The sequence below is a fragment of the Myroides sp. WP-1 genome (assembly GCF_014145635.1).
Taxonomy (GTDB): domain Bacteria; phylum Bacteroidota; class Bacteroidia; order Flavobacteriales; family Flavobacteriaceae; genus Flavobacterium.
On sequence record NZ_JACHTC010000005.1, the window covers coordinates 36,544 to 62,911 of the forward strand.

Here is a 26,368-nt window from a genome sequence, read left to right on the forward strand (position 1 = left end):
TTGAGAGAATATATAAAACACCTTCGCGAATGGTTTTTATCCACAAACAATTCACACTCGAGTATTTCCTATTTGAAATACAAAAACGAGGAATAACTTTGTCCTTAAAAAACGAATTGATACAATAGACAAGAGATAAGTCTTGGGAGAAATAAATTAACTGATTGTTTACTTGCAACAACCCCGTTAATGAAGCTTACCGTGTTTAATGTACATAAAAATGATCATGTGATCTGAATTGTCGCTGATTTTGCAGGATCAAACAGGGAGATAAATACATCTTACCTCAGCGACAAATTAAAAGTAAATAAAAAAAACATAGGTCGTGCTATCGCACGCATAAACACTTTGATATTTTAACGAAAAAACATCAAACAAATTGATTATTATATCACTTTTTATCATTTGTTTGGTCTCAATTATCTTATTCTTGAATTCGATATCTTCGAATCAAAAAATAAATTCCACTTAAAACCAAAAGTGCATAACAAATCAATTCCACGTGGATATACCCAAAAAAATCAAATAGGTTTAACACAAGTACAATTGTAATTAACAACACTAAACCTTTAACTAACTTATCCATTTATATAAAATTGAAATTAATTTCCCTTTACCTGAAATAACTTCTTTCAAACCCATTTAGGTTTTTCCTTCTAAGGTTACGAACCCAAAAAACATTATTTATGTTGAATACATATAACAACAAAAAACATTCCACTTTTACACTACCAATTTCTAAAAACTAAAAAAGAATTTAAATTTTAACCTAATTAAACACTACATGCCTAAATAAAAACAAATAAAATTCACAAAATAGAAAAATTAAACTAAAAACACACTTAATAAACTAAGTTTTGATGTTTTTAATTAAAATACACATAAAGTGTAAAAAAAGTTTTTTTTATTCTGATGTTCTCATTTTTAGTTGATCGGTTGTTGGTTAAGGCATTTTGGGAGATACAAATTCTCGTTTAAAGAAAGTATAGTTTCCTTTCGAAAAAGCCATTGATAACTTTTGTGAGAGGCGGAGAGAAATAGTGTATAACGAAGATTTTTAACTAGTTTAGAAAAATCTACCGATACCCCATCACTCATAACCGATAACTTTTTTAATACAGAGTTATGAATCTCCACTTCACTGCGATTTCCTCTTTATATTTATTTGATTTTCGTAATTTTACATGCTCCACAAAAACAGCACTACAAATGAGTAAAGATCTAGAAACCATTGCCGATTATTACAAAGAGAGAGCTTCTGCTTCTCTTTCGCAAAACTATGCCTTTAACATCAAGGAATACAAAACTGGGACATCTCATTTTAACATCAACATGCGTAAATACTGTAGTTTTACCACACCGTATAATCGACGAGACTTTTACAAGGTTGGTTTGATCATTGGCCGAGGTGAATTGCATTATGGTTCTCATTCTATCACGATTGATCAACCAGCCTTATTTCTGCCTTGCCCAACTACTCCGTATTCTTGGACGTGTATTGAAAAAAAACAAGAGGGATATTTCTGTCTATTTAACTATGAATTCTTTACTGAAAATCGAAATTTAGAATCGTTTAAAAAAACGTCTCTATTCAAAGAATGGGGAAAGCCTTTAATCTTTCTAACCCCAGACCAATTGGAGGTTGCTCATCTCTATTTCCAACAGATGTATGCGATGGCTCAATCTGATTATCCCTTGAAAGACGAGGTTATTCGAAACTTATTAGCCCTTCTCTTACATCAAGTACTTCAGTTAAAAGTCGAAGATGTTGCTTTAGAAGATCAAAATGCATCCATGCGTCTTTTTCGGTTATTCGACCAATTACTCAACAAACAGTTTCCTTTAGATTCTCCTGCATATCCCTTACTCTTACGCAGACCAATCGAATTTGCTCAAAGACTTAATGTACATGTCAATCACCTCAATTCTTCGATCAAATCTGCAACTGGAAAAACGACTTCTCAACACATTGCAGATCGCGTTCTACTTGAGGCTAAAAATCTATTGATCAACACGGATTGGGACATTGCTCAAGTCGGTTATACGTTGGGATTTGAACAACCCTCTCATTTTACGCACTTTTTTAAAAAACACCTCCAAGTAACTCCCTTACAATACAGAACTCATCGATAAAATTCTTTGATTTATACAATTATACCTTTGGCTTTTTTAAGGTATGTAGCTTTCGCTTCTTTTACATTTGTAGCCATTAAAACAACAATTCATCTTATGCTTAGAGAAGCTACAAACCAAAGAAAAAAGCTAGCCACAATTCTAGCATTTAGTTCAATTCCCCTTTCTGGATTTGTAACGGATATCTATTTACCCTCTTTTCCTTCTATGGCTAATGACTTAGCAATTACAGAAAAAGAGGTTCAACTCACCTTAACCTGTTATTTATTGAGCTATGGAATTTCTCAACTTTTTATTGGCAGTGTACTGGATAGTATAGGTCGTTATAAACCGCGTTTAATTGCCTTGCTGTTTATCGCCTTATCGAGTACACTTATTGCATTTACCAATGACATCTTATTCATCTGTTTATTGCGCATTATACAAGGAATTGCCATCTCTGTTTTAGTAATTGCAACCCGTGCCATATTCATGGATATTTACGAAGAAAAACAACGCATTCACTACTTGAGTTACTTTACAGTAGTTTGGTCTTGTGGTCCGATATTAGCGCCTTTCTTAGGAGGATATCTCGATGCACTGTTTTCTTGGCATGCAAATTTTTACTTTTTATCCTTCTACGCGTTATTGCTCTTTGTTCTGGACCTATTAATCAGTGGAGAGAGCATTGCAGAGAAGAAGAAATTTAATTTCAAGCAAACACTTCAAGTGTACCAAACAATGCTGAGCAATAAAAACTTCATCATGGGAATTTTTATTTTGGGTATGAGTTATTCTATTGTAATGATTTTCAATATAGCTGGTCCATTTCTAATTGAAAACACCTTCAATAAAAATTCAATTGTCATAGGTTATTGTACTCTTATATTGGGGTTTTCTTGGATGCTTGGTGGACTAATTGGCAAAAAGAGAATGCACCTCGCTTTTAAACCGCGTATCACGCAACCTATATATGCACAATTAGCCCTAGTACTTGTTTTGGTAAGTGCGAGCTATTACATTGAGAATTTATATCTTTTGATGTTTGGATTATTTTTAATTCACATCTGTTCGGGTACGTTATTCAACAACTTCTTTACCTCGACAATGCTATCCTTTCCAAATAATTCAGGTACAGCTGGAGGTTTAATGGGTGGACTAACCTATGTAATTACCTCTTTTACAAGTTTTGTAATTTCATCATCTGGTGCCATTAATACTCAATTCCAATTGAGTATTCGCTATACTGTTTTAATCTTTTGTTTGTTGTTGTTGATTCTCTATGTGGTACAACTCAACAAAAAAACACAATAGTCAAACGAAAAAAAAGATCATTTTACGTGGAAATACGTACCTTTGCAGCCGCTTAGCTTTATCGAAGCTAAGCGGTTTTTTTATTTAATAATCTGTATTGCCTATTATGGGACTAAACAATAAGTTTCTAGGTTTCTCCGCAGCTATCTTTGCTGCTGCACTTTGGGGTGTTTCAGGAGCATTTGCTCAATTCTTGTTCAACGAGAAAAATTTCAATGCCGAATGGCTCGTAACAGTTCGTCTCTTAATTTCTGGTAGTATTATGCTGTCATTAGGAATCCTTAAAGGCGATAAAGATGTATGGAACATATGGAAAAACAAAAAATATACTTCGCAATTAGTTATTTTTAGTTTTCTAGGCATGCTCTTAGTGCAGTATTCTTATTTCATCACTATTTTTCACTCCAACGCTGCGACAGCAACGGTTTTACAGTATATTGGTCCTGTTTTTATTGCCATTTACTTGGCATTACGCTTGAAAAAATGGCCAAAACCAATTGAAATTTTAGCTATCGGATTAGCCATGTTAGGGACATTTCTCCTTGTTACTCATGGTGATATCAACAGTCTAACAATCACACCTACGGCTCTTGTATGGGGGATCATCTCCGCCATAGCCTTAGCAGCCTATACTATCTTACCTGTACATTTGCTGAAAGAATATAGTCCTATTGTTATCATTGGTTGGAGTATGCTAATTGCAGGAACGGGAATGGCAATTGTTTATCCTCCTACAAATTTTCCTGGAATATGGGATATGGAAACCTTTTGGGCAGTAGCTTTTATTATCCTTTTCGGAACTTTAATTTCTTTTTATATCTTCTTAGATGCCATCAATAATATCGGTCCTCAACGAGCAAGTCTACTCGCTTGTGCTGAACCTTTATCTGCAACGTTAATTGCCGTTTTTTACTTTGGTGTTCAATTTGAATTTTTAGATTGGTTGGGAAGTAGCTGTATTATTTTCACTATCTTATTGCTGACGAAAATTAAGAAAAAAGAAATTCCCGAAAATTAGTGCCAATAGCGTTTAAGCAACAGGATAAAACGCTGTTGAATTAAAGCTACCCACGACGTCTTAAAAATTAAGAAGACTCCACAAATCAAGATAAACCCAACGCGAATAACTAAGGTTAGCAGATTACTGTGGTTTAACACTGGGATAAAATAACCTACAATAAGAATGAATAACATACTGCTAAATAACTTGCCGAACTGTAAGTCAAAAGGCCATAATTTCATTTTGAGGTAAATGTAAATTACTTTCCCAAAATTAAACAACGTCAAACTGAGTAAAGAAGCTAATCCCACACCCAAAATACCATAAGTTGTTTGGGTTAAAAACCAATAGTTCATTCCAACATTTAACACCATTAAAAAGAGAATTGATATCAAATTAAAACGGTAGTACTTGGAATAAGAAATTATTTCGGAGTTAAATCCCGTTGACATATTAATTACGCCATTCATTCCCAACAAATAAATAATTGGAATGGAAGGTGCTAGTTTTTCATATGTTGGCAGTAATTTAAATAACGGTTCTATCCCAACAACCACACAAGAGAAAAACAACATACCAATAAAAAACATCACACGAGCAACTTCTTTATACTTCTCGTTGAGTTTTTTAAGCTGTACGTTTTTAATCAAATCTGAAATAACAGGTGCATACAAAGCAAAAACACCAGTAGCAGGAATAGCTAATGTTGAAGCCAAAGTAACGCCAATATTATACGTCCCATTGGCTTCATATGAAATGAAATAAGGTATCATGAGCGAATCCACTCGAAAGGCAAAAAAAGAACCAAAACTCCCTGCAAAAGCAAATAAGCTATAAGCATAGTAGTCTTTTTTCTTTACTTGATCAAACAAATCGCTATAATTCTTGCTCAATCTATATGGATATAGTTTATAGATGTAGCTCCCTATCACAACTGTTATTATACCATAGCTCAAAATGTAAAAAACCAACCCTTGATCAATAGTAATTGATGTGTAGATGGCAAGTAAAAATATACTTGGCAAGGCTATTTTAGGAATGATTTTTTCAAAAAAAGTAGGGAAAGATATTTTCTGCAAATTGGTAGCCTGTCTTCGAAATAACTCAATATACGCCATTGCAACTGCCAAAGGAAAAGCATATGCCACATACGCAAAAGACGAATCGCGATAAAACAAGCCAATCACCACTAAGGCAAGTCCAACACATACACCCAATTTTGCAAGGGAAATCAAACTGTAACTAAAAAGTTTTTGTTGCAATTTTTCAGTTAATTGCGGGTAAAAATTAATCAATGCATGTGTACTTCCCAACACAATAATGGGATATATGATTTGAGCACAGGCATCGACAAAACGAATAATACCCAACATTTCCTTGTCTTGGGGATAAATCAAAACTGTTGAAACTACTCCAATCAATACCCCTACGTAATTGATTAAAGTAAATAAAAAAGCTTGTTTGGTTGAAATACCATTCCCCATGATATGTGTTTCCTTGATTCGTTCTTACAAATATACTGGCTATTCTATGCTTAACTACATTTTTTTATATTTTTGTGTGTCAAGATCGAGAAGAAACATCCTTCTTCCTCCTTCACTTGTGTAAATATTCAATTCCATGAAGTACATTGCGATTATTCCTGCTTACAATGAAGCAAACTATATTGAAAAGACCTTGCAAAGTTTAGCAACGCAAAGCGTACTTCCCACCTGGGTGATAGTCGTCAACGACGGATCTACGGATCAAACGGCTACTCTCGTTGAAGCTTTTACCAAGCAACACGAATGGTTACATTTCTGTACCAAAGAATCACAAGCAATTCACTTACCGGGAAGCAAGGTCATTCAAGCTTTTAATTACGGCTTGAAGCAACTACCCAAAGAAGTTTCCTATGACTATATTGTAAAGTTAGATGCAGATTTAATCCTTCCTTCTACTTACTTTGAATCCATCAGTCATGAATTTCAACGCGATCCTAAATTAGGCATGGCAGGAGGTGTAGCCTTAATAGAAAAACACAACCAATGGGTTGTGGAAAACCTCACCGGTAAAGATCATGTTCGAGGAGCATTCAAAGCGTATCGCAAAGCGTGTTTCGAACAAATTGGGGGGCTTCAACCGGCTATGGGATGGGATACTGTGGATGAATTACTTTGTAGATATTACAATTGGAAGATTCTCGTTCGTCAAGATTTGCAAATTAAGCACTTAAAACCAACAGGAGCTCAATACGATAAAACAGCAAGGTACAAACAAGGAGAAGCCTTTTACCGCTTGCATTATGGTTTCTTAATTACCCTTATTGCCAGTGTAAAACTAGCTTCCAAAAAAAACAAACCCCTATTATTTCTCGATTATATCAAAGGATATTTCAAAGCAAAGACTAGAAAAGAGCCTTATTTAGTCAATGAAGAACAGGGGAAATTTATCCGTCAATACCGCTGGAACAAAATAAAGTCTAAACTGTTTTAGTACTTTTTTAAATTTATAAACCTGAAAAATCATTTGTAATTGGTAATTTAGCCGATATTTATTTTTTATGATTAAAACTGGATTAACAAATATTGGTCAATACTTTATTATGCTAAAAGAAATTTTTAGTAAAATGACCAAATGGAAAGTAATGAAAGAACTAATATTCAAAGAAATAGACGATCTAATCATCGGATCTTTGGGTATTGTATGCTTCTTATCTTTCTTCGTTGGAGGTGTTGTTGCTATTCAAACAGCCTTAAACTTAACCAATCCTTTAATTCCGAAATACCTTATTGGATTTGCAACCAGACAATCTGTTATATTAGAATTTGCACCAACATTCATCTCGATCATTATGGCGGGAAAAATGGGTTCTTTTATTACATCAAGTATCGGAACCATGCGTGTAACAGAACAAATTGACGCCTTAGAGGTAATGGGAGTGAGTTCATTAAACTACCTTGTTTTTCCTAAAATGGTGGCGGTACTTTTATATCCTTTCGTAATTGGTATCAGTATGTTTTTGGGTATTTTAGGTGGATGGTTTGGTGGTGTAATGGGAAATTTTGTAACCTCTGAGCAATTTATCGTTGGATTACAAGATACTTTTATTCCTTTTCACATCACCTATGCTTTTATAAAAACAACACTTTTTGGTTTCCTTTTAGCAACGATTCCTTCTTTCTTTGGCTATTATATGAAAGGTGGTGCACTAGAAGTAGGAAAGGCGAGTACAACAGCTTTCGTATGGACCAGTGTTGCCATTATCCTTACAAACTATATATTAACCTCTCTACTTTTAAGCAATTAACAAGATGATTAAAGTAACCAACATAGAAAAGTCTTTTAATGGTTCCATGGTTTTGAAAGGTATTTCTACAACATTCGAAACAGGAAAAACCAATTTAATCATTGGACAAAGTGGATCAGGAAAAACGGTATTCTTAAAAACACTTTTAGGAATTCACGCACATGACAATGGACAGATTCTTTTTGATGGACGAGATTATGCAGATATGAACAAAAACCAACGTCGTGATCTACGTACGGAAATCGGAATGGTTTTTCAAGGAAGTGCTCTTTTTGATTCCATGACAGTAGAAGAGAATATTGCCTTCCCTATGCGCATGTTCACCAATAAGAGCGATAAAGAAATTATGCACCGCGTAAATGAGGTAATTGACCGTGTCAAATTGATTAACGCCAACAAAAAGAAACCTTCTGAAATATCAGGGGGAATGCAGAAAAGGGTTGCTATTGCACGTGCAATCGTAAATAATCCAAAGTATTTATTTTGTGATGAACCCAACTCTGGACTGGATCCAAAAACAGCAATCGTTATCGATAACCTGATTCAAGAAATCACACACGAATACGATATTACAACTGTAATTAACACCCACGATATGAACTCTGTTTTGGAAATTGGCGAACATATCGTCTTCTTAAAAAACGGTGTCTTAGCTTGGTCAGGAACGAATAAAGAAATTATACAAACAGACAATGAAGATGTTGTAGACTTCGTCTACTCCTCTGAACTTTTTCAAATGGTTCGAGATGCCATGCGTCACATTGGCTCAACTAAAAAATAAAAAAAAGCCGAAGCAAATGCTTCGGCTTTTTTTTATGGGGTTCGTTGATTGTTGTTTGTTGTTTGTTTGTTTGTTTGTTGTTTGTTTGTTTGTTTGTTTGTTTGTTTGTTTGTTGTTTGTTGTTCGTTTGTTGTTCGTTTGTTGAGATGATGAAATCGGAACGCAGTGCAGATTCATCGAACACAAAAAACAATATAAACTCGGTGAGATATATTCATCGAACACCAAAACCATTATGAACTAAGTGAGATAGATGGTGAGATTTGTTTAAAGAAATACCTTCTTATTTTAGAAAAATCTACCGATACCTCATAACCGATCACTGATAACATATTCTCCTCTCTCCATTCTTGTTTTAGATTAAGTAAATTTCGTCTTTGATGAAGTAACTTTGAGTATAAATAAAAAGGATATGAAAACAAAAAATATTGAACAAATCGCAGCACCAAGACCTGCACATTTTGTAGGTGATGGTTTTAGAGTACACAACTTTATTCCAGGTGTTCCAGGAATGAGCATGCAACGCATGGATCCCTTTATTATGTTTGATTACAACGCTAAATATCACTTTGGACCAAGTGAAATTCCAAGAGGAGTTGGTGTTCATCCACACAAGGGGTTTGAAACGGTTACGATAGCCTATAAAGGGCGCGTAGAACACGGAGACAGCAGCGGAGGTGGTGGAGTTATTGGTGAAGGAGATGTACAATGGATGACTGCAGCTTCAGGTGTATTACACAAAGAGTTTCACGAAACAGAATGGAGCAAAACAGGGGGTGAATTCCAAATGGTTCAATTATGGGTTAATCTTCCTGCAGAAGCAAAAAAAGGTCAACCGAAATATCAAGCCATTGAGCATGCACAAATGCCTCATTACAATCTAACGGACGGAAGAGGTTTTATAGAGGTAATTGCAGGAGAATATCAAGGTGTAAAAGGTCCGGCAACTACCTTCACTCCAATCCATATGTCAAACCTAAAAGCGCAAGTTGGAGCAAACGTCACTTACGAATTTCCAACTACCTACAACACGTTATTATTGGTTGTAGAAGGACGCATTAAAGTCAACGGTTCAGAAGTACAACAAGATCACGTTGCGGTTATGGCACACGACGGAGAGCAATTCTCAGTAGAAGTAATCGACGATGCTGTTGTACTTGTCCTTGCGGGGTTGCCTATAAAAGAGCCTATTGCACATTACGGTCCCTTTGTCATGAATACACAAGAGGAATTACTACAAGCTTTTGACGATTTTAATACAGGTAAATTCGGAACTTGGAATTAATCTCCTTTCAGAGGTGTTGCTGAGCAACACCTTTTTTTGTGTTTTATTTTCTCAATTTGTGAATTCTATTACATTTGCAAATAAAAATATATGCGCAATAAAATTATAATAACGAGTTTACTTCTTGGAATATGTATTGCATGTAATTCCAAAAACACCAAACCAGAGGAGCAACAACAACCAGCGTTAGTCAATCAAACTACTCAAGCTGAAACTATAGCGAAAACTACTCCAGAAGAAGAGATTAAACTTATCGGTACTTCACCCGAATTATATGCCGAATCAGAAGAGAAGATGCTCAATATGTTGAATGAACCTGATCAGATGCGTTTGCAAAAAGCGATCCAGATTGTTTCGAACAAAATAGGAGAATCCGAAGATTTATACACAGAAGAAGATGATATTGACTACGATAAATGGAACGCCATTTTTTTCAAACAAGTTCATGGGCTCACATTTACAGGAATCACAAACCTAGCAGAACAAATCTTACAAGAGATTAAAAATAAAAATATTCTTCATTTACAGGAAGAAATAGCGGATTTAAAAACAAATCCTACGGAAAACCAGGAAGAATCAATGTCTTTTTTACAAGAAGAGCTCCAAAAAGCGAAACAATTACCTACTACAATAGACACATATGTTTATTCAGAAGAGTGTTTTCTTTAATAATCGAATTTTTTTCTTTAATTTTTATAAGAATATCTCAACAAAAGAAAGAGTCAATTTAAAATCAGTGATTTTTTCTGTTTTTATTTGTTAATAAATTAGTTTTATATTATATTTGACTATAGATTTTAAAATAAAAAGTCAATTAGGTAGTTAAATTGTCTTTCTTTTAAGTTTTTTAACTCTGTAAGAAAAATAAAATACAATCCTTTTAGGGATTAAAAGATAAGTTGAAAAAAGAAAAAGTGATGTTGTTAAGTGTAAAAAAGAGTTCCAAAATAATTTGGAACTCTTTTTCATTTTTATGCTAATAACCCTGCTCTTTTCAATAGAGCTTCAGGTGTAGGCTCTTGTCCTCTAAATTTTTTATACAATGTCATGGGATGATCCGTTCCACCTTGAGACAGTACATGATCTTTAAATGCTGTTGCTACTTCTTTGTTGAAGATGCCTTTCTCTTTAAAATACGCAAATGCATCTGCATCTAAAACTTCCGCCCATTTATAGCTGTAATATCCCGATGAATACCCCCCTTGAAAAATATGTGAAAAAGAAGCGCTCATCGCGTTTTCGGCCACGTCTGGATATTGTTGAGTTGCTTTAAATTGTTCTTGCTCAAAAGCTTTTAAATTGGCAATTCCTGTAGGATCTTGTCCATGCCATCCCATATCTAACATACCAAAACTCAACTGTCGAAGGGTTGCCATTCCCTCTAAAAAGGAAGCACTTTCTTTGATTTTTTCGACATATTCCATCGGAATTAATTCGCCTGTTTGATAATGTTTTGCAAACAGCGCTAGCGTTTCTTTTTCATAGCACCAATTCTCTAAAATTTGGCTTGGCAATTCCACAAAATCCCAATATACATTTGTACCTGATAAAGAAGGATAAGTTGTATTGGCTAACATACCATGCAGCGCATGACCAAATTCATGGAATAAAGTTGTCACCTCATTAAAAGTTAACAAAGAGGGCTTGGTTGCTGTTGGTTTGGTAAAATTACACACAATTGAAACATGAGGTCTCACGTTTACGCCATCTAATATATATTGATTTTTAAATGAAGTCATCCAAGCACCATTGCGCTTTCCTTTGCGCGGAAAGAAATCAGTATAAAACACAGCTATAAATGCACCTTTTTCGTCCGTTACTTCAAAAGTACGCACCTCATCGTGGTATTTTTCAATATCGAAAACTTCGGTAAACAAAAGACCATATAGTTTATTTGCTACTTGAAAGGCTCCATCCAAAACATTTTCTAATTGGAAATACGGTTTTAAGATTTCATCGTCTAAACTAAAACGCTCTTGCTTTAATTTTTCGGCATAATAGCTTCCATCCCATTTTTGCAACTGATCTATACCATCTATTTGCTTAGCAAAAGCAGTTAGTTCTTCAAACTCTTTCGCTGCAGCAGGTTTTGCCTTCAGCAATAAATCATTCAAAAAGGCATTTACTTTTGTCGGTGACTGTGCCATGCGTTCTTCTAAAACAAAATCAGCATGTGTTGCATACCCTAAAATAGTAGCGCGTTGATGTCTCAATTTTGCAATGGTCAACACATTTTGTTCGTTGTTAAATTCATTTGCTTTAAACGCTTTTGTTCCCGCTGCTATGGCCAACTCTTTGCGCAAAGCTCTGTTGTCAGCATAAGTCATAAAAGGGATATAACTTGGATAATCCAATGTAAAAATCCACCCATCTTTGCCTTCCTGTTTTGCAAGTGCATGGGCTTCCTCCCTAGCTCCTTCAGGCAATCCTTTGAGGTCCTCTTCCTTGGTAATATGCAATTGGTAATTATGTGTTTCTGCCAATACATTTTCTCCAAATTTTAGCGCCGTTGTAGCCAATTCTGCATCAATAGCACGAACCTTTTTCTTTTGCTCTTCAGAGAGTAATGCCCCATTGCGAACAAAGTTTTTATAACTCTTTGTCAATAGCGTTTGTTGTTCTATCGTTAGCTCCATCTGGTCCATTTGCTCATAAACTGTTTTTACGCGTAAAAACAACTTTTCATTCAGCAAAATATCATTCCCCAGTTCAGATAACAAAGGCGCTACTTCTTGAGCAATTTGCTGCATTTCATCATTGGTTTCTGCAGAATTCAGGTTAAAAAAGATACTAGCTAGAATATCTAAATCCATTCCTGAAAAAGCCAAAGCTTCTATTGTATTAGCAAAAGTTGGAGCTTCTGGATTGGTTGTAATTGTATCAACATCGGCTTTTGACTGTGCGATGGCTTGATCAAATGCTGGTTTGTAATCTGTAATTTTTATTTGAGAAAACGGTGCAGTACCGTGTTTAGTCGTAAAGGGTTTGCCAAAAATAGCCATACTCATCTAATTTTTATTTGTTTTATAAAATTACAACTTTATTAAGCGATTAGGTACAAGAATTTAAGTCTTAACATCCTATTATCATAAAAAAAGGGCCCTTGCAATAAGAGCCCTTTTGTTGTATTGAATAAGCCAAAATTAAGCTTGGATTTCTTCTTGTACTGGTTGAACTGGTAAGTCAGCCTTAGTTAAGAAAGAAGTCACCTCTGCATCCATTTCAGCGATTGTTTTCTTAAACAATTCGAATGCCTCGAATTTATAGATCAACAATGGATCTTTTTGTTCGTGAACAGCTAATTGAACCGATTGTTTTAACTCGTCCATTTTTCGAAGGTGTTTCTTCCACGCCTCATCTAAAATTGACAGTACAACATTCTTTTCAAAATCATCAATTAAACTCATTCCTTGCGTATTATACGCTGTTTCTAAGTTTGTAACAACATTCATTGTTTTCATTCCATCTGTAAATGGCACTACAATACGTTCGAAGTTGTTATCTTGATTTTCGTATACGTTTTTGATTACTTTGAATGCTTCTGCGGCACTGCGTTGTCCTTTTTCACGATACGCAGCAAATGCTTTCTCATACAATCTATTCGCTAACGTAACAACGTCATCTTTATTAAATTGATCTTCTGTTACAACATCGTTAATTCCGAAATTGCGAATCATATCTAAATCAAGATTTTTGAAGTCGTTCGCTAATTTATTGCTTTCGCTAATGCGCTCGCATAAATCGTACATCATATTGGCGATATCTACTTTTAGACGATCTCCAAACAACGCGTGTTTTCTACGTTTATAAATTACTTCACGTTGTGCATTCATCACGTCATCATATTCTAATAAACGCTTACGAATACCGAAGTTATTTTCTTCTACTTTTTTCTGTGCTCTTTCGATTGATTTAGTCATCATCGAATGTTGGATCACTTCTCCTTCTTCTAATCCCATTCTATCCATGATCTTCGCTACGCGTTCTGATCCGAATAAACGCATTAGGTTATCCTCTAATGACACGTAAAATTGAGAACTTCCTGGATCTCCCTGACGTCCTGCACGACCTCTCAACTGACGGTCAACACGTCTTGAATCATGGCGTTCTGTACCAATAATAGCTAAACCTCCTTTGTCTTTTACTTCTTGAGAAAGTTTAATATCCGTACCACGACCTGCCATGTTGGTTGCAATAGTTACAACCCCTGGTTTCCCAGCTTCTTCTACAATTTGAGCCTCTTGTTTGTGTAATTTCGCATTCAATACGTTGTGTTGAATTCCACGCATTTTTAACGATCTACTCAATAACTCAGAAATTTCAACAGAAGTAGTACCAATTAACACTGGACGTCCTGCTTGTGATAATTCCACAACATCGTCAATAACGGCTTTGTATTTTTCACGTACTGAACGGTAAATTTTATCTTCTTTATCCTTACGTGCAATTCCTCTATTAGTTGGAATTTCAACTACGTCTAATTTATAGATTTGCAAGAACTCTCCTGCTTCTGTAATAGCCGTACCTGTCATACCTCCTAACTTTTTGTACATACGGAAGTAGTTTTGTAAGGTAATTGTAGCAAACGTTTGTGTAGCTGCTTCAATTTTTACGTTTTCTTTTGCTTCAATCGCTTGGTGTAATCCGTCAGAATAACGACGACCATCCATAATACGACCCGTTTGCTCATCAACGATTAAGATCTTGTTGTCAATTACAACATATTCTGTATCTTTTTCAAATACAGTATACGCTTTCAACAATTGATTTAATGTGTGAATACGCTCACTTTTTACCCCAAAGTCTTGGAATAAGCGCTCTTTTGCCACAGCTTCTTCTTCTCTAGATAAGTTTTGGCTTTCGATACGTGCTACTTCAGTTCCGATATCTGGTAATACGAAGAAAGTCTCATCTGTATCTTGTGATAAGAACTTAATTCCATTATCTGTCAACTGCACTTGGTTATTTTTCTCTTCAATTACGAAGTACAATGCTTCATCCACCTTATGCATTTCTCTGTTGTTGTCTTGCATGTAGTGATTTTCTGTTTTTTGAAGCAATTGTTTTACTCCTTCTTCACTCAAGAACTTAATAAGCGCCTTGTTCTTAGGTAAGCTTCGGTATGCTCTTAACAATAAGAATCCACCTTCTTTTGTGTTTCCTTCGCGAATTAATTTTCTTGCATCTGCCAAGAAGTTGTTTGCCAATTTACGTTGAATCTCAACTAAGTTAGCCACTTTTGGTTTTAGCTCGTTAAACTCATGGCGGTCACCTTGTGGAACAGGTCCTGAGATAATTAACGGTGTTCTGGCGTCATCCACTAATACTGAATCGACCTCATCGACAATAGCATAGTTGTGAACGCGTTGCACTAATTCTTCTGGCGTATGTGCCATATTATCTCTCAAATAATCGAAACCAAATTCGTTATTTGTTCCATACGTAATATCTGCTGCATAAGCGGCTCTTCTTCCGCTTGAGTTTGGTTGGTGATTGTCAATACAATCTACTGTCATTCCGTGGAACTCAAACAGCGGTGCTTTCCACTGGCTATCCCTTTTTGCAAGGTAGTCATTCACTGTAACTAAGTGTACACCATTTCCTGTTAAAGCATTTAAATACAAAGGTAAAGTTGCAACTAATGTTTTCCCTTCCCCTGTTTGCATCTCAGCGATTTTCCCTTGGTGCAATACGATACCTCCGATTAACTGTACATCGTAGTGGATCATATCCCAAGTTACTTCTTTACCAGCAGCTGACCATTTATTTGCCCAGTTTGCCTTTCCGTCAACAACCGTTACATAGGGTTTACTATCAGCAAACTCCATGTCTTTTTCAGAAGCTGTAACAGTAACCGTTTCATTTTCTTTGAAACGTTTTGCCGTTTCTTTTACCACAGCAAACGCTTCTGGTAGAATATCTAACAATACTTTTTCTGTATTGTCATAAGCTTCTTTTTCTAAGCTATCAATACTCGCGTAAATAGCTTCTCTTTTATCGATATCTTGAGTCTTCTCGATTTCTTCTTTGTACGAAGCGATTTTCGCATCTTGACCGGCTCTAGATTGTTGAATTTTTTCTTTGAAATAGATGGTCTTTGCTCTTAACTCATCATTAGATAAGCTAGATAAAGACGATTCATACGTTTTAATTTTTTCAATTAGAGGTTTTATTTCCTTGATATCTCTTTCCGATTTATCGCCGACAAAAACCTTTAATATAGTATTTATAAGACTCATAGGTTTATATGTTTTTTAACTCTTTTTTCACTTGCTAAATTAAACAAAAAAAAGCCTTGTAGAAGGCTTTTTTCTATATTAATACTCATCCTCGTTCCAAAGATAATCTTCGTCCGTAGGATAGTCTGGCCATATTTCTTCCATAGATTCATAGATTTCTCCTTCATCTTCGATGGATTGTAAGTTTTCTACTACTTCAAGGGGTGCACCTGTTCTAATAGCGTAATCTATCAACTCATCTTTAGTAGCAGGCCATGGAGCATCACTTAAATAAGATGCTAATTCTAATGTCCAATACATCTCTTAACCTTTTTTAAATTTTATTGCAAAAATAAATTTTATTATGAAATAAGCAAGCTTTTTTCATAGTATTTCACTAAGTTTAAAGAACGTCTTGCCTTTTCACAACAAAAAGTCGCAGTTTTCAATGGTCTTCCTTCAATTTTTCGGGTATCCATTTTATTTCTTCTGCTTGTAAATCCAAAGTCAACTTTCGTGCCAACACAAATAGATAGTCAGAAAGTCGGTTGATATACTTCAAAATTTCTTCTTCTACAGGTTCTATTTGGTCTAATTGCACTGACAAACGCTCTGCTCTACGACAAACGCAACGTGCGATATGACAGAATGACACCGTCGGATGACCACCTGGCAAAATAAAATGTGTCATTGGTGGTAGATGCGATTCCATTCGATCAATTTCACTTTCCATACACACCAGTGTATCAGCTGTGATTTTGGGAATATTCAAGCGTTCTTTTCCGTTTTTCAACAGTGCTTTTTGCGGATCTGTTGCCAACATTGCTCCCAAAGTAAAAAGTTGATTTTGAATAGACAGTAAAAATTCCTTCTCAATTTGAGGAATCTCTTGATCGCGAATCATGCCCACATAGGCGTTCAACTCGTCTATCGTGCCATATGCTTCAATTCGAATGTGATTTTTAGGTACGCGAGTTCCGCCAAACAAGGCTGTCGTTCCTTCATCACCAGTTTTGGTGTAGATTTTCATTTTTTACTTGTTAGATCCAACAAGCAAAATACAATACTTTGATCGAACTACAACAGGTTTCCCTTATTTTATTCGTTCATCGCTTTCAATCACTCCATCGCGTAGACGTATAATACGATGCGCGTGTTCTGCAATATCTTCTTCGTGGGTTACCAGAATAACCGTATTGCCTTTGCTGTGAATTTCATCGAATAACGCCATGATTTCAATCGAAGTCTTCGTATCTAAGTTACCCGTTGGTTCATCCGCTAGAATAATAGAAGGATTATTCACTAGAGCCCGAGCAACAGCCACGCGTTGTCTTTGTCCTCCAGATAGTTGATTAGGGTGGTGATCCATACGATCGCCTAGTCCTACCATATGCAACACATCTGAAGCGCGTTTGTTGCGATCTTCTTTCGATCTACCTGCGTAAATCATGGGTAAGGCAACATTGTCTAAAGCTGTCGTACGGGGCATTAAATTAAAAGTTTGAAAAACAAATCCGATATCTTTATTTCGAATTTCTGCCAACTGATCGTCATCTAATCGACTGACGTCTTTATTATTTAAGCTATAGTAGCCTGATGTTGGCGTATCTAAACAACCGAGAATATTCATCAATGTAGATTTACCAGAACCCGAAGGTCCCATCAAAGCGACGTAATCCCCACGTTCAATCTGTAAATTCACACCTTTTAAAACCTTGACCGTTTCAGATCCCATTTTAAAATCGCGTTTAATATCTTTGATATCGATAATTAATTCTTTAGACATAATCCTCGTATTTTCTTTTCTATAAGTGTCTAAAAGCGTTCTTTTGTTACACGCGCAACAAGCGAAAAACTCGATCTGGGTGTAAACGCAATTTAAACTGTTGCTTCAATTGCTCCTTTCGCTTAAAAGCCACTCCAAAATAATAGAAATCTAAAGTTACAATCATTTCTTCGGATGCGATCACTTCTTGCCAATATTTTTCGATGGATGCTTCTTTTCTCCTACGATCAATTATCCAAATCGAATTATTGCGCATGCTTTGAGCAACTGTTTGAACTTCTGGCCAAGCTTTTGCATCTTTTCCTTGAAAGAGAATTGCCTCATAGCACTTGTCTGAATCCACCTGATAAGATTCTACAGAAATCGACATCTTTACTTCTTCAGGAATACGACCATCCAAAGTAGCAAGTTGCTGGGAGTCAAAATACACCAATAGACGAGTAAAGAATTGCTCTTTTCTCGACTGTCCTTTCCAACGCTCATCGACAGGATAAAGTCCACGTGTCAATAGATTAAACACAAAAGGCGAATGAGTGCCGTGTTCATTGTAAGCAGAAAACCAAAAGCGAAGATAATCGAGGATCATGTTGTAACCAGTTGTTTTTTACGGTAAAAAAAATCTTACTCAACAAAGGTAATTTTTACTTTTCGCTTTCTATATAACTAAATGAAATATTTTGCTTAGCTTTAAATTCTAACCTATATAAAATTTATCACACAAAATGAGAAGTATTTTTATTGCCATTTTCTGTATTTTTTTCCTGTCCTGTTCTTCTGATAATCAAGTAACAGACAAAAAACAATCCAAGGAAATTCTCTCCATGATATACAATGACAAGCTTTTAGATTTCAAAGAAGTCCGCCAAGGGAAATTCACAAACACAGATAGAGAACTTATCGGGTTCTTTATAGAATCCGAAATAATCATCGATTCTACTCACAAAAATAAGTTTCTTATGCTTTTTAAGACAGATTTCATTTCTCACATTGAATTTGAAGGAATCGAATTTTCTCCTTTTAAGCCCAATCCTGTGAATCCTAATACAACTTTTGCTTATGTTTATCAATATACTTTACCCGAATACAATTCTCCTTTTACGATCAACCTAAAAATTGAAAATGGACGAATTATAGGTGACTTTGAGGGATACGTTCACCGATCCAATGACCCAAATGACATGAAGTATATAGATCCAATATACTTATCTAATGGAAAAATAGATATAGAACTACCAAATTTTAAGTAAAAGAACAAATGATCTTATTTAGAAAAAAACTCAGTTAATAGTGTGTAATATAGTTTGATCATAAAAATTAGTGAAATAGCACTATTTTTTATTACATTAAGTTAATGTAACTTTGTATTCGTTATTATTAACTTTATTTTACTATAAATTTTAACTTATGAAAAAAATTACCTTATGTTTATTTGCACTATTTACTTTTAGTGGAGTTGCATTCGCTCAAACCCCAAATGTTAAATATGGGGCAAAGGCTGGTTTAAATTTTGCTAATATTTCTGATTTATCTGGTTCGTCTAATAAGACAGGATTTCACATAGGAGGTGTAGCAGAAATTTTTATCAATGAAAAATTCTCTATTCAACCCGAACTTTTGTATTCAACTCAAGGAGCAAAATATGATGTTGATATTGACTTTGAGAATATCATGGTGAATGCTAAAAGCACGATAAAATTAAATTACTTAAACATTCCAATTATGGCAAAATATTATGTCATGGATGGATTAAGTCTCCAAGCAGGACCACAAATTGGTATAAATTTAGCAGCAGAACAGGAAGTAAAGGCTTTAGGTCAAAAAATGACTGTAAAAATAAAAGACAACACAAACGCAATAGACTTTGGTTTAAATTTTGGTGCTGGTTATGAACTACCTGTAGGTGTTTTCTTCGATGCCAGATACAATTTAGGTCTTACCAAGATTATTGATGAGGGCGAAACTTCTAAACATAGGGTATTCCAAGTTTCTATTGGTTACAAATTTTAATCATAGATAGAAGATATTTATCAAAAAAGAGTCACTCAATTGGGTGACTCTTTTTTATACTACACAATACGAATAAACGAATTGTCTCTTTTTATCGCGTTTGAATTTGATAAATTATTCAACTAACAATCAAGAGTGGTAAAGCTTGTACGACTATTGTACAGCAAAGGGCGAATGGTTTTATTTACTCTTTTTGTTTTATTTTAATCAATATCTCTTCGACTTTTTTATATATTATTGGAGTTTTTTTAATTAAGAAATTCACTATTCCAATAAAAGTAAAACTGATTTTTGTAAAATCATTTAAAACAACTAAGACTTCAATAAAATTTCTCATAGTATTTCATTTAAAATTAAGTGTAAATAAAAGACTTAGAAATTTTCTTTTTGTGACAGGTATTTTACTTCTATAGGATGATGGCAGAAGGTAGACGCTTGCCCCTTGAGAAAGGTTGATCATGGTAGCACCTGGCCACTAAATTATGCGGAATGATGTAGGAAGTAGAGAGCCAAATCTCACTCTTGATACAAATGTTTATGCTTTTAAAAATGCTGTTTTGTTTCAGTATTACGGGAATCTACAAGACGACAATAGACCAGAACGGAAATTCAAAACAGAAAACAGAAGTTACTTCTTTTTTGATGCAGTAAAAGTTGATGCGGTTTTCGTTTCCGTTTATTTAAAAGCAGATATAGAGAGTCAGTATGTTTTTTCCGTCCACTATATACTAGCTGATCAAAAGTATTTTTCTACTTATATTATTTCTCTAAATTTTTAATCATCGTGTTCTAAAGTAATGATTTGCATCCGTGATAAAATTAAGATTACCTCGCTTATATCATACATGACAATCCACTTAAAAAAGCCAACCTATTTTCAAACAAACTTTCATTTATATTAGTTGGACTTCTAACTCAGCTTACTAGAGTAATAGATTCATAATAAGAAAGTAAAAGGTATAATCCCTGTAAGGTCCACAACTCACATTTCGTATTTTTTTGTTGGCACTAGTTTGTTACTTCTCTAAAAAGTTATGATAAGGCGAGTTTGCTAAAATTATTCAGTAATAATATCCAATAATTTATTATTGTTATTAGACAGTATTTTCATGCTAACAACTATTTCTTTTAGTTCATATATTTCATGTTGTTGATTAGCAATCATTGTAATTAAACTTTCAGAAACCGAAACAAGACTATTTATTTTTCTCTATTTTTCTTTATCTTTTTTACCAATATGATAAACACCATTATAGCACCAGGTATCGAAATTGCAGCAGCTATACCTTGTAACATATCTGTCCATAAAGGGGAGGACCTCGATTAAAAAAATCTAGATTTTTTTGTTTTTTATAAATGTACGACATTTACCAAGTTTAACATAAAAACAAACATAATTTATGAAATTTAAAGATCAAGAAGAGCTCGTTGCTCTATTAACACAAGGTATAGAGTTAGGGCAATTTCCAAACACATTATATCAGTTTAAACCATTAACAAAGTATACTGAAAATATTTTTCAGAATGATGAAATATTTTTCTCATCTATAACTAATTTTAATGATCCCTTTGAAGGCAAATTTATTCATGATGTAGACTATAAGGATTATGAGGTATATTTATATCTACTTGGACTTAAATATCAAAAGCATAATATTGATATTGATATTAATATTCTATATAACGCTGTTATAAATGATAGAATAACCTTTAATAAAAATAATTTAACGACTATAAATAATTTGTTAGAGAATTCTGGAGTTGGGTGTTTTGTCACTAATTATAATAATCTTTTAATGTGGAGCCATTATGCAAATAGTCATAAAGGAGTATGTATTGAATATGAAATTTTAAAGAGCCCTGAGACTTTTGTTTCTCCTATCCCAGTTGAATATAGTAACAAATATCCAAAGTTAAATTATATCAGAAATCAACATGATTTATTAGAAAAAACAATATGCCGTAAATCTACAGAATGGAGTTATGAAGATGAATTTAGGATATTAAAACCAAAGAATGGTGTTTATAAAATAAAAAAAGAATCTATAAGATCTATAAGTTTTGGCGTAAAATGTAGTGAAAATGACAGAATTGAACTTGTTAAAATATTAAAAAACAATAATTATAACCACGTTAAACTATATCAATGTTTATTATCACAGCGTTCTTTTGAGTTAGAAAGAAAAGACGTTACAGTTGATCTTTTTAGTAAAGTTTAAACTCTTACAATCCCAAAGCGCTTTCACTGTCTTAATCTTCTCTTTTTTATTGAGTTTTTCAATGATTTCAACCTTCATCAAATCCCTTTTAGAGGCACCTTTTACGTTATAAAGTTCAATAGGTATATCTACTCCCCAGTTAACATTTCGTGCATTTCTTGGCAAATTTGACGCTCTTTTACGGGCATGATATAAAGATGCTCATGTTTGTTTTTGTCTTTAGCTGCACAAGATACATATCCCATTCGGATAAGGCAGTCGATATTTTTGTAGGCACATTAGGTCTTGATTTTATACTATTCGATAATTCATATTATTATATACATAAAAACAACTTTATGGAAAGCTAGAAATATTGAAGGAGTTTGCGTTTTTGATTGGTTATTACATCTAATAGATAAAAATTGGAGTAAGGAGAATATAAACAGATTTAAATATAGCTTTTTCTTTTTGTTTAAATTAAATAAACTATCTAGTAAGAGGGAAATTTCTTCCGCTCAAACATTATATATCCAAGAGTATATGGTTAAAATTGATGAAGAACATAATAAGAATAACAATAATCAATATTCGAAAACACTTGTTGATTTTAATCCCTCTCATTTACTTCATGCTCTGTCAAAAAAAGCTAATATTAAAATCCTAAACTAAAAAAGCCCCAAGTAAGGGGCATTTTTAGTTTTATGGTTTATGTCTATTATTCTTAAGGTAATGCTACAATTGCTGCTTCTAATTGTTGATAATTCGTTGTATGAATTAAACTATTGCTAGTTATGGTATAAGTCGAATTATTTCCAACAGGTGCAGATAAAATACTATATACGTAATTTCCATTCACTTCAGCTACGAAAATAAGGTGAACATCTAAACCAACAGATGCTAAATCTGAAGGAAATTGAAATGAATTATTACCTGAATCAAATGTATCCAGTTGAAACATCATATTATTTTGTCCTTCTACAGCCATGTATACAGCTGAGTTTGTATGGTTAAATACTTGTGGAACAACTACTTTAATATTTGTTTTTTCTCCTGGAAATTTAATTAATTTATCAACATTACACCATCCAAAATTTCTAGAGTTCTTAATTAATACATCATACATTACTCCTCCTTCTCTTCCACTAAAAATTTGTCCATCATTTTCAAAATTTAAGTCATTTGGATCTGCTGGTAACCAAGTTAAATTATCATTTTGATCAATATCTCCATTCCATAAAACCATCCCGCGAGGTTCTGCCTCTGAGTTCCATGTACCAATATTGACTTTAATAGGGCTAACTATTTCTACTTGCTCTCTTCGATATCTAATATCTAAGTAAAACTCGCCACCTGTTACTAATAACTCTTTTTGTCCATTGACTAAAGCCATTGTAGGTGTATTAGCTACTAGCATTTTACTTCTATCAAAAATCTCTATGTAATCAATTCTTAAAACTCCATTGATATCTTCACCTCTCTTAGTTTTAATTGAAAAAGGTGGAATTACAATGCTAGATTTACTTTTTGTATGAAAAACAGCTCCTATTTCTGCATAATAATAAATTTCCCCTCCCTGGTTAAGATCATTCAAAGCCTCTCTTCTAAGGGCCCTTAAATTGTCATTAACCTCTGATGTTGATTTTAATAAAAGCTCATTTGAGTTTCCACTATCAGTACTAACTGAATCCGAACTACAAGAAGCAAGCGTTAATGACAAAGTCAATAACATAAAAAAAATTTTTTTCATAATTTAAGATTTAAATTGGTAATTATCTTTAATTCTACTCACAATAAGTAAAACCTGCTACTATATCTCATAAAATATTCCGGACTAAGTTTAAAAGAAGTTATAGCGACATAAATTTAGTTAAATAAAGTTAATTTACAAATTATAAATAAATTATATTTACTAAAAAAATATTGTTTAGGTATTTTTTTAAACAATAAAACAAGAGAATACACAGAAAAACACGCTATTTAACAACTTATATTGAATAATCAATATTCAAAAAAAAGCCCTAATCAAGAGACTTTTCTTGTTTATTTAGTATCAACATTCATCAGCTTTATTTGATCTTTGCCTTCAAAGTCTATTAAAAGATCGCGCAATTAACTTTTCTATTCTTTACCGCAAGAATGTTTTTGATTTGCGCTTTTTTGAATCCCAGTGATCAGGATTAATCGAAATTTGTGTTTTATGAAACACATCTATTTGTTTTGTATATAAAAATCTTAGATACAAAGTTGAGGGGATAGAATTCTCTTTGATAAGAAATTTAGAAGTAGCTATGTTTAATAGGGTTTTACTTCGATAAAATATTTTCACAACAGTCAAGAGTAGTAAATCTTGCACGACTATTGCACGATAAGTATCCTATTTACTTTTATTAAACAATGAAATCACATAAAATATTCTATGTAATTTGGCTAAAAAGCACAAAAAAAGGTTACACAAATGTGTAACCTTTTCTTTTTGTGACGATGACAGGATTCAAACCTGTAACCTTCTGAGCCGTAATCAGATGCGCTATTCAGTTGCGCCACATCGCCGTTGTTATAGTGACCACGGCAAGAATCTATAAAACATTCTTAACACTGTGGAAAACAAATGGTTATCATACCTTTACTTGTGTTTTGCACAACCCTTGTACAGCAAACCGTTTGTTTAACCGGTGCAAATATAGGTAAATAGATATAACTACCAAAACTATATTGTGATTTTTATATGTTTACAAAAATAGATTTAGCTGTAATTACTTATTTACAGACACTTAAATCAAATATTTTTTTCAATTTATTTGTTGGTGACACTCAAATTCATCCATAAAGCTTCTAAAAACAGCTCCAAAGTATCTAAGGAAAAACTCTTTTCCCATTTTCATAGTTAGGAATTTGAGCTCTCTTAGTTGGATCTCCCCAAACAAGTATCGCGAGTTCTTTCATGTAAGGCTAAGTTCTATTTAGGAATTGGCTATCTCCAAAAAGCCCTAATCCGCTTTCTGTTTTTTTTACAGTTTCATTAAAGATAACTGCTTTATAAACAACAAAGTTCTGTATTGATTTCATTAGTAAAAGTTATTACGAATTAATTCAAAAACAGAAAAATTCTATTTAAAAATATAAGTTTTACAGAAAACAAACAATAATGATTCACTTGTTGATATCAAGTTAACCTATTAAGTTTCTTTGATTAATAATAAAGTTATCATGAGATAGAAGATTTTTGAAGTTATTTGTTTGAAATCATCACTTTTCTTAATTAAAAAAGCCTATCATAATACGTGATAGGCTTTTTTAAATATTTAATACTAACTTGGTTTTTAAATTTTAATCATTTTAAATTCAACACCAGAAGTATTCACTTCAGCGGAAATTTCGTAAGAGCTTCCCTCATATACAAATTTCAGATAATCTTTCACTACATCAGTACTTCTTATTGTAGAACAAATTTCTAAAGATTCCCTGTTATAAATTAATTCATGTCCAAAAAAACTATCATTTATATTCAGAGATTCCCATGGATAGCTAAGTCCCGTAGTACTATCAAAATCATATTTAATAGGTATTTTAACATAGCCTATAAGTTCATTTCTGACATAAACTTCTATAAAATACAACTTCCCTCTCTTAGTTAAAATTGATAAATCTTCACCTGTATTTGGAGAATACAATGGAAAATTAAAATATCCTTGTCCTCCATTCCCAATATTAGTAGGAACAGAAGTTATATCAGATTTATTACTATACGAGCTATTTCCTTTAATAGTAAAATTTTCGGAAGACATAAAATTAGTGTATATCACTCCATTACTATTTAGTATTGGAAGATTTGAATTACTATAAGTACTATCACCGGTATAAAATGCTATTCCAAAGTAAGGAGTAATACTTATCTCTAGACTAGTGGTATTAGAAAAACTATAGCTAATAGAACCTGATTCCAAATTATATAGTTTAGTGTAATTATACGGCGACTTATACCCAATATTCGCATCCTTCGTTTTAGTTTCTTTCTCTGATTGATAACTTTCTACTAAACCATCTTCTTTTGAACAAGAAAAAAGCATTAAGATTAAACCTAATATTAAAAATTTCTTCATGATAAATATATTTGATTGATTTTATTTAACTAAAATTAACAACTATAAATTAATCATTTCTACAGTTAAACTACACAATTTGTTAATCATCTAAATTTTAATATACTACTCACTTTCCGAAGCTATCCATCCTACTATTCCCAAAACAAATAACACAATCATCCACTATCTCTACCAATCGAGATCAACTCCCTTTCTTATTTTAACATTAACTCTAATCATTATTTTAGTGATGACATCAACCCGTAATATCAGTTCATGTGTCAAAAAAATTG

At 33.5% G+C, this 26,368-nt stretch carries 20 protein-coding genes, 1 tRNA gene and 1 pseudogene; 12 read left to right on the top strand and 10 right to left on the bottom strand.

Annotated elements, in window-relative coordinates:
* Nucleotides 1-1,209: 1,209 nt before the first annotated feature.
* The 3 genes from H4K33_RS06565 (at nt 1,210) to H4K33_RS06575 (ending at nt 4,444) form a co-directional block, all read left to right on the top strand.
* Entirely contained in the window at nt 1,210-2,133 is a 924-nt protein-coding gene (locus H4K33_RS06565) for an AraC family transcriptional regulator (protein WP_182647676.1), read from the top strand.
* 96 nt (nt 2,134-2,229) lie between these two features.
* On the top strand, nt 2,230-3,426 hold the full coding sequence (locus H4K33_RS06570; protein ID WP_182647677.1) for an MFS transporter: 1,197 nt from the start codon (nt 2,230-2,232) through the stop codon (nt 3,424-3,426).
* A 106-nt stretch (nt 3,427-3,532) separates the two neighbouring features.
* Entirely contained in the window at nt 3,533-4,444 is a 912-nt protein-coding gene (locus H4K33_RS06575) for a DMT family transporter (protein WP_182647678.1), read from the top strand.
* Here H4K33_RS06575 and H4K33_RS06580 read toward each other — a convergent pair.
* Nucleotides 4,441-5,910 (bottom strand): lipopolysaccharide biosynthesis protein, encoded by a 1,470-nt coding sequence (locus H4K33_RS06580; RefSeq protein WP_182647679.1) that lies wholly within the window; start codon nt 5,908-5,910, stop codon nt 4,441-4,443. The two genes, H4K33_RS06575 and H4K33_RS06580, sit on opposite strands and share 4 nt — an antisense overlap.
* A 136-nt stretch (nt 5,911-6,046) precedes the next feature.
* Between H4K33_RS06580 and H4K33_RS06585 the strand changes: the two genes are divergently transcribed.
* The 5 genes from H4K33_RS06585 to H4K33_RS06605 all read left to right on the top strand — a co-directional run bounded on the left by H4K33_RS06585 (nt 6,047) and on the right by H4K33_RS06605 (nt 10,450).
* A complete protein-coding gene (locus H4K33_RS06585) occupies nt 6,047-6,901 on the top strand; it encodes a glycosyltransferase family A protein (RefSeq protein ID WP_182647680.1) in 855 nt (284 codons plus the stop codon).
* 67 nt (nt 6,902-6,968) lie between these two features.
* The gene (locus H4K33_RS06590) at nt 6,969-7,715 is read left to right on the top strand and encodes an ABC transporter permease (RefSeq protein ID WP_182647681.1); all 747 of its coding nucleotides are present in this window, start codon (nt 6,969-6,971) and stop codon (nt 7,713-7,715) included.
* A 4-nt stretch (nt 7,716-7,719) separates the two neighbouring features.
* A complete protein-coding gene (locus H4K33_RS06595) occupies nt 7,720-8,496 on the top strand; it encodes an ABC transporter ATP-binding protein (protein WP_182647682.1) in 777 nt (258 codons plus the stop codon).
* A 412-nt stretch (nt 8,497-8,908) separates the two neighbouring features.
* A complete protein-coding gene (locus H4K33_RS06600) occupies nt 8,909-9,781 on the top strand; it encodes a pirin family protein (protein ID WP_182647683.1) in 873 nt (290 codons plus the stop codon).
* A gap of 90 nt (nt 9,782-9,871) precedes the next feature.
* Complete coding sequence (locus H4K33_RS06605) at nt 9,872-10,450, top strand: hypothetical protein (protein ID WP_182647684.1); 579 nt, start codon at nt 9,872-9,874, stop codon at nt 10,448-10,450.
* A gap of 302 nt (nt 10,451-10,752) precedes the next feature.
* Here H4K33_RS06605 and H4K33_RS06610 read toward each other — a convergent pair whose 3' ends face one another.
* The 6 genes and pseudogenes from H4K33_RS06610 to H4K33_RS06635 all read right to left on the bottom strand — a co-directional run bounded on the left by H4K33_RS06610 (nt 10,753) and on the right by H4K33_RS06635 (nt 18,371).
* A complete protein-coding gene (locus H4K33_RS06610; protein ID WP_182647685.1) occupies nt 10,753-12,783 on the bottom strand; it encodes a M3 family metallopeptidase in 2,031 nt (676 codons plus the stop codon).
* Nucleotides 12,784-12,951: 168 nt separating this feature from the next.
* Nucleotides 12,952-16,020: pseudogene (gene secA, locus H4K33_RS06615) on the bottom strand (preprotein translocase subunit SecA); the annotation flags it as partial.
* A 78-nt stretch (nt 16,021-16,098) separates the two neighbouring features.
* On the bottom strand, nt 16,099-16,320 hold the full coding sequence (locus tag H4K33_RS06620) for a DUF2795 domain-containing protein (protein ID WP_002986941.1): 222 nt from the start codon (nt 16,318-16,320) through the stop codon (nt 16,099-16,101).
* 124 nt (nt 16,321-16,444) lie between these two features.
* Entirely contained in the window at nt 16,445-17,029 is a 585-nt protein-coding gene (locus H4K33_RS06625) for a cob(I)yrinic acid a,c-diamide adenosyltransferase (RefSeq protein WP_182647687.1), read from the bottom strand.
* 63 nt (nt 17,030-17,092) lie between these two features.
* Nucleotides 17,093-17,785, bottom strand: a complete 693-nt coding sequence (locus H4K33_RS06630; protein ID WP_182647688.1) for an ABC transporter ATP-binding protein — start codon at nt 17,783-17,785, stop codon at nt 17,093-17,095.
* 46 nt (nt 17,786-17,831) lie between these two features.
* Nucleotides 17,832-18,371, bottom strand: coding sequence for a hypothetical protein (locus H4K33_RS06635; protein WP_182647689.1), 540 nt, complete (start codon nt 18,369-18,371; stop codon nt 17,832-17,834).
* Nucleotides 18,372-18,507: 136 nt separating this feature from the next.
* Between H4K33_RS06635 and H4K33_RS06640 the strand changes: the two genes are divergently transcribed.
* The 4 genes from H4K33_RS06640 to H4K33_RS06660 all read left to right on the top strand — a co-directional run bounded on the left by H4K33_RS06640 (nt 18,508) and on the right by H4K33_RS06660 (nt 22,011).
* Nucleotides 18,508-19,032, top strand: coding sequence for a hypothetical protein (locus H4K33_RS06640; protein WP_182647690.1), 525 nt, complete (start codon nt 18,508-18,510; stop codon nt 19,030-19,032).
* A 157-nt stretch (nt 19,033-19,189) separates the two neighbouring features.
* Entirely contained in the window at nt 19,190-19,792 is a 603-nt protein-coding gene (locus H4K33_RS06645) for a porin family protein (RefSeq protein ID WP_182647691.1), read from the top strand.
* Nucleotides 19,793-20,274: 482 nt separating this feature from the next.
* Entirely contained in the window at nt 20,275-20,571 is a 297-nt protein-coding gene (locus tag H4K33_RS06655; RefSeq protein WP_182647693.1) for a hypothetical protein, read from the top strand.
* Nucleotides 20,572-21,192: 621 nt separating this feature from the next.
* On the top strand, nt 21,193-22,011 hold the full coding sequence (locus tag H4K33_RS06660; protein WP_182647694.1) for a DUF2971 domain-containing protein: 819 nt from the start codon (nt 21,193-21,195) through the stop codon (nt 22,009-22,011).
* Between the two features lie 703 nt (nt 22,012-22,714).
* Here the strand turns inward: H4K33_RS06660 and H4K33_RS06665 are convergent.
* The 3 genes from H4K33_RS06665 to H4K33_RS06675 form a co-directional block, all read right to left on the bottom strand.
* On the bottom strand, nt 22,715-23,740 hold the full coding sequence (locus H4K33_RS06665) for a hypothetical protein (protein ID WP_182647695.1): 1,026 nt from the start codon (nt 23,738-23,740) through the stop codon (nt 22,715-22,717).
* A gap of 729 nt (nt 23,741-24,469) precedes the next feature.
* Nucleotides 24,470-24,543: transfer RNA gene (locus H4K33_RS06670), tRNA-Arg, on the bottom strand.
* Nucleotides 24,544-25,313: 770 nt separating this feature from the next.
* A complete protein-coding gene (locus H4K33_RS06675) occupies nt 25,314-26,093 on the bottom strand; it encodes a hypothetical protein (RefSeq protein WP_182647696.1) in 780 nt (259 codons plus the stop codon).
* Between the last annotated feature and the right edge of the window lie 275 nt (nt 26,094-26,368).